This is a genomic window from Streptomyces sp. NPDC086989, assembly GCF_044745505.1.
Lineage (GTDB): Bacteria > Actinomycetota > Actinomycetes > Streptomycetales > Streptomycetaceae > Streptomyces.
In genome coordinates this window covers 576,053-582,782 of record NZ_JBIVAL010000005.1, presented here as the reverse complement: position 1 = coordinate 582,782, position 6,730 = coordinate 576,053, and the positions used below count along the sequence as shown (strand labels likewise).

8 protein-coding genes are annotated in these 6,730 nt (G+C 71.4%); 4 read left to right on the top strand and 4 right to left on the bottom strand.

What is annotated here, in order from left to right; translation table 11 throughout:
- Positions 1–291: 291 nt before the first annotated feature.
- Both ACIPK4_RS15435 and ACIPK4_RS15430 read right to left on the bottom strand, forming a co-directional pair.
- A complete protein-coding gene (locus tag ACIPK4_RS15435; RefSeq protein WP_402312934.1) occupies positions 292–1,128 on the bottom strand; it encodes a hypothetical protein in 837 nt (278 codons plus the stop codon).
- A 117-nt stretch (positions 1,129–1,245) separates the two neighbouring features.
- Entirely contained in the window at positions 1,246–1,692 is a 447-nt protein-coding gene (locus ACIPK4_RS15430) for an Lrp/AsnC family transcriptional regulator (RefSeq protein WP_054220694.1), read from the bottom strand.
- 93 nt (positions 1,693–1,785) lie between these two features.
- On the opposite strand from ACIPK4_RS15430, the gene ACIPK4_RS15425 reads away from it, so the two are divergent.
- From ACIPK4_RS15425 to ACIPK4_RS15415, 3 genes are read left to right on the top strand one after another with little or no spacing between them, the layout of a single operon-like run.
- Positions 1,786–2,604, top strand: a complete 819-nt coding sequence (locus ACIPK4_RS15425; RefSeq protein ID WP_402312932.1) for an LLM class flavin-dependent oxidoreductase — start codon at positions 1,786–1,788, stop codon at positions 2,602–2,604.
- Positions 2,601–3,086 carry a nucleoside deaminase gene (locus tag ACIPK4_RS15420; RefSeq protein WP_402312930.1) on the top strand — a complete coding sequence of 162 codons (486 nt, stop codon included), beginning with the start codon at positions 2,601–2,603 and terminating at the stop codon, positions 3,084–3,086. Before ACIPK4_RS15425 ends, ACIPK4_RS15420 begins: the two co-directional genes overlap by 4 nt.
- A gap of 28 nt (positions 3,087–3,114) precedes the next feature.
- Positions 3,115–4,062, top strand: a complete 948-nt coding sequence (locus ACIPK4_RS15415; RefSeq protein ID WP_402312928.1) for a nucleoside hydrolase — start codon at positions 3,115–3,117, stop codon at positions 4,060–4,062.
- Positions 4,063–4,110: 48 nt separating this feature from the next.
- On the opposite strand, the gene ACIPK4_RS15410 is transcribed toward ACIPK4_RS15415, so the two are convergent.
- Together ACIPK4_RS15410 and ACIPK4_RS15405 are read right to left on the bottom strand one after the other, a co-directional pair.
- A complete protein-coding gene (locus ACIPK4_RS15410; RefSeq protein ID WP_402312926.1) occupies positions 4,111–4,950 on the bottom strand; it encodes a class II glutamine amidotransferase in 840 nt (279 codons plus the stop codon).
- 272 nt (positions 4,951–5,222) lie between these two features.
- Entirely contained in the window at positions 5,223–5,600 is a 378-nt protein-coding gene (locus tag ACIPK4_RS15405; protein ID WP_402312925.1) for a hypothetical protein, read from the bottom strand.
- A 126-nt stretch (positions 5,601–5,726) separates the two neighbouring features.
- Between ACIPK4_RS15405 and sigJ the strand changes: the two genes are divergently transcribed.
- The gene (sigJ, locus tag ACIPK4_RS15400; protein ID WP_402312923.1) at positions 5,727–6,665 is read left to right on the top strand and encodes an RNA polymerase sigma factor SigJ; all 939 of its coding nucleotides are present in this window, start codon (positions 5,727–5,729) and stop codon (positions 6,663–6,665) included.
- Positions 6,666–6,730: the final 65 nt, after the last annotated feature.

Below are 6,730 nucleotides of genomic sequence, written 5' to 3'. Positions count from 1 at the left end.
TATGTGGCGGTTCGCTACACGAAATAGGGTGTGTGCGGGGCCACTTTCAACCCGAACCGAAGAAAACGGGCGCCTCGAACGCCGCTTTTCGCACCACCCGCCGCAGCCGGCCCGGCACTGCACGTGGCGCCGCATGCGACACCGGGCCACAGGATCGCGAATGCGGCGTTCGCCCGGGCGATGACGGGTGCGCGAGCGCGCGGGCGGCGGTCTCGGCTCGGCCGTCGGCAGGTCACCCGAGCGGAGCCCGGGACCGCAGCTCCCGCGCCGTGGGGGTGGGGGCAGCGCCCCTCAGGGGCGTTCGAAGAGCTGGAGGATCCCCCCGACGGAGAAGCAGAGTGCCCCCGTCAGGGTGCCCCAGTTGGCAATGTCCTCGTTCACCAGGCTTCCCGTCGCGGGGCGGGTGAAGGCAGCCAGCGCCGAGACGAGGAAGAGGACGGATCCGAACTGGTTGACCGCGACGATCCACCAGCTGAGCTCGCGGGCACGGACGCCCGGGCGGCCGTGACAGACCTCGACCAGTGCGAGGTGCCCCGAGATCAGGAACAGGATGCATCCGATCATGTCGGGGGCCCAGATCAGCCGGTTCACCTGTTGCAACGAGAGCCCCTGCAGCAGGGAGCTCAGCAGGTTGACGCCGAACACGAGGGTGCCCGCGAACAGGACGAAGGCGCTCAGCCAGTCGATCCGGTAAGGCTCGTAGCTCCACCACGCCCAGGGCCGCCCGGTCAGCGAGGCCGCTCCGGTCTGCGGACGTGGAGCGTTGATCGCCTGGAGCAGTGAGGCGTACCCGCCGGTGTTGAAGAACAGGCCGCCGGCCAAGTAGATCCACGCGCCCGTCGCGGTGCCCGAGCCGAACTGGGCGACCCCGGCCCCGAGGGCGAACAGGGCTCCGCCGACCGTGAACGCGAGCGCGGCGACGGTGTTCAGCCTGCGCAGGCGGCCGATCGACACACCGTCGGCCCTGCGGGGGCGTGGGGCGAGCTCACCCTCGGCGCGTACGGTGAGCCGACCGCGCTTGCGCGCCGTGCGGGACTCCCAGACCGCGGTGCCCCCGTCGGCAGGGCTCCAGGACAGCCGGGTGGTGAACGGTCCCGCTCCCTCGGCGCGCCCTTCGGTTCGGCTCACCCGCCGACCTTATCCCTCGATGCCCGGGATTCCCGGCCGCCGGGCGGGCACCCGTTCCCCCGTCAGCGGTACGGCCCGGCCGGCCCGGTACCGCCCGGCCGGGCCCGGTACCGCCGGTCAGGGCCGGGTGGGGCCCCGGTAGGGCAGCGTCTGCCGGTAGACCACGCTCGTGGTGGTGCTGCCGAAGCCGGCCAGTTCGTCCATGAGCGTCTCCAGGTGCTCCATGGAGGTCGCGGCCACCTTCAGGGTGTAGCAGTCGTCGCCGGTGGTGCGCAGGCACTCCAGGATCTCCCGCCGCTCGGCCAGGAGCCGGCGCAGCGGCTGGTGACGGTTGCCCGGGTACTTCAGTCGTACGAGGGCCAGTACGGGGTAGCCGACCTTGGCGAGGTCGACCACGGCGTGATAGCCGGAGATGACGCCCATCGCCTCCAGGTTGCGCACCCGTTCGGTGGTGGCCGACGAGCTCAGGCTCACCCGGCGCCCCAGCTCACTGAGGGATATCCGTGCCTCCTGCTGCAACTGGTCGATGATCGCCCAGTCGATGTCATCGAGATTGCCTGTCATAACGCGATCCTACCGACAACTCCACGGGAGAATGCCGCTGTCACCAGGAGAAGTTGGTTCCGAATCTCTTGATCACCGAGATAGCCTCGGATCATGAAACTGGGCGTGAACGTACCGAACTTCGGACCGGGAACGGATCCCGGCGTACTGCGCGAGTGGGCGCGGACCGTGGAGGGGCTCGACTTCGACCTCCTGATGGTGTCGGATCACGTGGCCGTCACCCCGGACCTGGCCGAGCGCTACCCGGAGCCGTTCTACGAGCCGTTCACCTTGCTGTCCTGGATGGCCGGCATCACCACCACGCTGCGGCTGGGCACGACGGTGCTCGTGCTGCCCTACCGGCACCCGCTGCTGGTGGCGCGCATGGCCGTCAACCTCGACCAGCTCAGCGGCGGCCGGTTCGTGCTCGGGGTGGGTGTCGGGTGGGCGCGCCAGGAGTTCGACGCGCTCGGCGTGCCGTTCAACGAGCGCGGCAGGCTGACCGACACCTACCTGGACACGCTGCGCCGCGCCTGGCACGAGGAGGCGGGCGGCCACGCCGCTTCCATCCCCGTCTGGGTGGGCGGCAGCAGCGAGGCGGCGATCCGACGCGCCATCAGGTTCGGCGACGCCTGGCATCCGCTGCGGCCGACCCTTCCCTGGCTGCGCTCGACCGTGGCGAACAATTCATTGCCGGGATTCGCACCGCGCATCGCCCTGCGGCTGACGGCCACTGCGGTCCACGACCCCGAACGGCTCGCGGGCACCGGCACCGTCGAACAGGTCCTCGACGATCTCGACCAACTGGACCGGCTCGGCGCCGAGACCGTCGTGCTCGACCCCTACCACGGAGATCCGCAGGCCACGCACCGGCCCGAGGAGGCCTGGAATGCGCTCGCCACCGTGGCTGCACACCGGAGGACATCATCATGATCACCACTGCCGACGAACGACTCCTGCGGCGCGCGATCGGCATCGCCGCCCGCGCGGTCGCCCAGGGCGACGCGCCCTACGGCTCCCTGCTGGCCGGCCCGGACGGCACGGTTCTCGCCGAGGCGCACAACACGGTGCGGCGCGACGACGACATCACCGCCCACCCGGAACTGAAACTCGCCCGCTGGGCGGCGCGGGAACTCGACCCCGCCACTGCCGCGCGCACCACCCTGTACACCAGCTGCCAGCCGTGCGGCATGTGCGCCGGCGCCATCGTCCGCTCGGGCCTCGGCCGTGTGGTCCACGCGCTCTCCACCGAGCAACTCATCGCGCTCAACCCCGCGTCGGGCGCGTGGCCGGCCGTACCGCAGGACGGACCGGCCCTGCTCGACGAGGCACGGGTCCCCGTCGAGGAGTACGGGACTTCCCCGCGCCCCGCCCGAAAGCCTCCTGGCCCCGGGAGTGCCGGGGCGGCACAATGACGGGACCCACGCCTGCGCAGGAGGGTACGTGCCCGTACCGATCATCATCGACTGCGACCCCGGACACGACGACGCCCTCGCGATCATGCTCGCTGCGGGTGACCCCGCGGTGGAGCTGCTGGGCATCACCACGGTCGCGGGCAACCAGACGCTCGCGAAGACCACGCTCAACGCGCGCCGCGTGTGCACGGTCGCGGGCATCACCGGCGTCCCCATCGCGGCGGGCTGTGCCAAACCGCTGGTCCAGGCACTGGACGTCGCGGACGACGTGCACGGCGCGTCCGGCCTCGACGGGCCGCGCTTCCCCGAACCCACGGTGGACGCGGTCCCCGGGCACGCGGTGGACCTCATGTACCGGATCCTGACCGGCCACCCGGAGCCGGTCACCCTCGTCCCGACGGCGCCGCTGACCAACATCGCCCTGCTGCTGACCCGCCACCCGGATGCGGCCACCTGCATCCGGGAGATCGTCCTCATGGGCGGTTCGTCGGAGCGGGGCAACCGGACCCCGGCCGCCGAGTTCAACGTCCGGACGGACCCGGAGGCCGCGGACATCGTGTTCCGCAGTGGCGTTCCGGTCACCATGTGCGGCCTGAACGTCACGCACCAGGCGCTCGCCACCCCCGAGGTCGTCGCCCGCTTCGAGCGTCTGGGCACCGACCTGGGGGGTATCTGCGCCGAGCTGCTGACCTTCTTCGCGTCCACCTACCGCACGCTGTGGGGGTTCCCGGCCCCACCGCTGCACGATCCGGTCGCGGTCGCCCGGGTGATCGACCCGGAGATCGTGCACTGCGTGGAGGGGAACGTCGTCGTCGAACTGAACGGCCGGTACACCCGGGGCGCCACCGTCGTGGACCTGCACCGGTACACGGGCCGGCCGGTGAACGCGCAGGTCGCGGTCCGGCTGGAGGCCGACCTGTTCTGGGACCGGATGCTCGCCGCCGTCACCGTCCTCGGTGACCGGCCGTCACGCTGAAGCCGGCTGGAGCCGTCACGTCGACGCCGTCACCCGGAGGGCGTGGCGTCACACCGCCATGGGACTGAACGGCCGCAGTGCGTCCTCGCCTGCCCGCACCACGCCGTAACTGTGCTCGGGCACCTCGTTCCACGCGCCCGGCAGGTCGCCCAGCGGCTCGGACACGACGAGGCGGGTCTCGTCCGACACCTCGCGCAGGATCGGCAGGTCGGGGTGGAGCGCGCGCAGCGAGTCGACCCGGGTGCTGTAGAAGAGCGTCCGGGCGGCGCCCGCGCTGGCGTAGCGGAAGGCCCAGACCGATGTGCCGTCGGTCACGGCGACGGTCATCTGGAGGGGCGCGTCGACGCCGTGCGCGCGGCCCGTGCGCTCCACCAGGCCCGCCATCCGGGCCACCGCGCCCGGAGGGTCGGCGTCCAGGCCGAAGGTCAGCGCGAGGAAGAACATCACCTCCGAGTCGGTGGTTCCTTCGAGATCGGCGTAGAGGACGGGGTCCACGGCCATGCAGAGTTCCCTGCGCAGTGTGTGGAACTCGGCGATGGAGCCGTTGTGCATCCACATCCAGCGGCCGTGGCGGAAGGGGTGGCAGTTCGTCTGCTGGACCGGCGTGCCCGTCGAGGCCCGTATGTGGGCGAAGAGCAGCGGGGACCTGACGTGCTGCGCGATCTCCCTCAGGTTGCGGTTGCTCCACACCGGGCCGATGTCGCGGACCACCGCAGGGGTGCCGCTGCTCGAGTTCTCCGCGTACCAGCCGATGCCGAATCCGTCGCCGTTCGTCGTCTCGACACCGAGACGGGAGTGCAGGCCCTGGTCGATCAGGGAGTGCTCGGGCTTGTACAGAACGGTTTCCAGGAGAATGGGAGTGCCCGAGTACGCAAGCCATCGACACATGATTGGCCACCCTTCCCGGGGGAGCGTTGCGATGCCCCTTCGAGCGTACGAGCGTCGTCAGCCCGCCGCATCAGCACCCCGGCGGCGGCCCTGAGCTGGTGTGGGTGCCGTGCGGAGGAGAGCGGGACGGCTCCTGGAACGCCTGTGTCGAGCAGGTGTCGTACCCCTCCGCATGCGCCCGCCGACTCCCCGTGGCAGCGCCGATGCCGGACCGGTCGGCACGGCCGGTCCACCCGGACCGGACCGCACCCGGCACGGCGTCGTTCACGGCGTCAGCGCCCGGCCCGCGCACGGGCCAGCGCCAGGACGCTCAGGCCGAACATCAGGACACCGAGCGGGACATGGAACGCGGGCATGTGGGCCACGCCCAGAACCACCTGCACCGAGGCGAGGACGAGGAAGCCCGACGCGTGCAGGACCGGACGGGGCGACCCGCCGCCCGGCCGCCATGCCAGGACCGCGGCGAGCACGTACACCATCGTTGCGCCGTACATCACGCGCGCTCCGACGCCGTGGAGCGTCTCCCCGTAGGACGTGGACAGCAGCAGTCCGGCGGTGAGCGCCTGGAAGAAGACGGCCAGGGTCTGCAGGGCGATCGCCACCTGCACGAACGTGCCGCTGCCGTCTGCTGCCTTCGTCTGAACGGCCATGAGTGGGCCCCCTGTTCTGCCTCGCGGCGGTGGATCGGTACTGTCTCGGTAGTCCGACGAAACGGGTTCGCGAAATGTGAGGTGCAACGCCGAACTCGCGAGAGGAACCAGGGAGCGGCCGCGACCATGAGCACCCCATCCGGGCCCGGGCACGTCCGGTGCGAGCAGGGCCCCGGCGAGATCGACGGCGAGCGGCGGCACCTGACCGACCTCGCCTACCGGTTGCTCGGTTCGCTGGCCGAGGCCGAGGACGCCGTACAGGACGCCTACGCCCGCTGGTACGCGATGCCGCGGGGACAGCGGCAGGGCATCGAGTCGCCCGGCGCCTGGCTGACGACGGTCGCCACCCGCATCTGCCTGGACCTGCTCGGCTCGGCGCGGGTCCGGCGCGAGCGCTACGTCGGCACGTGGGTACCCGAGCCGCTGCCGGACCGTACGGAGTGGATCGGCGGGCCGGCCGACCCCGCCGACCGGGTCACCCTGGACGAGTCGGTCAGCATGGCCTTCCTCGTCGTACTGGAGTCGATGACGCCGGCCGAACGCGTCGTGTTCGTCCTGCACGACGTGTTCCGGTATCCGTTCGCCGAGGTCGCCGAGATCGTCGGCCGTACTCCGGCCGCCTGCCGGCAACTGGCGTCATCAGGGCGCCGTCGTATCGCGGCCGCGCGGACCCCCGCTGTCCCGGGGACCGAACAGGCCCTTCTGGTACGGGAGTTCAAACAGGCGTGGGAGGCGAAGGACATCAGGGCCCTCGTCGGCCTCCTCGACCCCCGGGCCACGATGACCGCGGATGGCGGCGGACTCGTCGGCGCCGTCCTGCGTCCCGTCGAGGGCGGCGGGCGCATCGCCCAGTACCTGCTCCACATCGCCGGCAAGGCCCCCGGGCTGACGCTGCTGGAGCGGACCGTCAACGGCCGGCCCGGCCTCGTCGCCCAGAGCGCCGGCGTGACCGTGACCGTGGCGGCGTTCGACGTCACGGAAGGTCGTATCCGTCGTATCTGGGCGGTCCGCAACCCGGAGAAGCTGCGCCCGTGGACCGAGAGCGGACGGGGCGGACCCGGCTGACAGGGCCGACGCGGCTGGCACAGCCGACACGGCTGGCACAGCCGACACGGCTCGCACAGCCGACA

Coding starts and splice junctions, on each gene's coding strand:
- ACIPK4_RS15430 (WP_054220694.1), bottom strand. CDS start 1,692: ATGACAGGCAATCTCGATGACATCGACTGGGCGATCATCGACCAGTTG.
- ACIPK4_RS15410 (WP_402312926.1), bottom strand. CDS start 4,950: ATGTGTCGATGGCTTGCGTACTCGGGCACTCCCATTCTCCTGGAAACC.
- ACIPK4_RS15405 (WP_402312925.1), bottom strand. CDS start 5,600: ATGGCCGTTCAGACGAAGGCAGCAGACGGCAGCGGCACGTTCGTGCAG.
- ACIPK4_RS15420 (WP_402312930.1), top strand. CDS start 2,601: ATGATCACCACTGCCGACGAACGACTCCTGCGGCGCGCGATCGGCATC.
- sigJ (WP_402312923.1), top strand. CDS start 5,727: ATGAGCACCCCATCCGGGCCCGGGCACGTCCGGTGCGAGCAGGGCCCC.
- ACIPK4_RS15425 (WP_402312932.1), top strand. CDS start 1,786: ATGAAACTGGGCGTGAACGTACCGAACTTCGGACCGGGAACGGATCCC.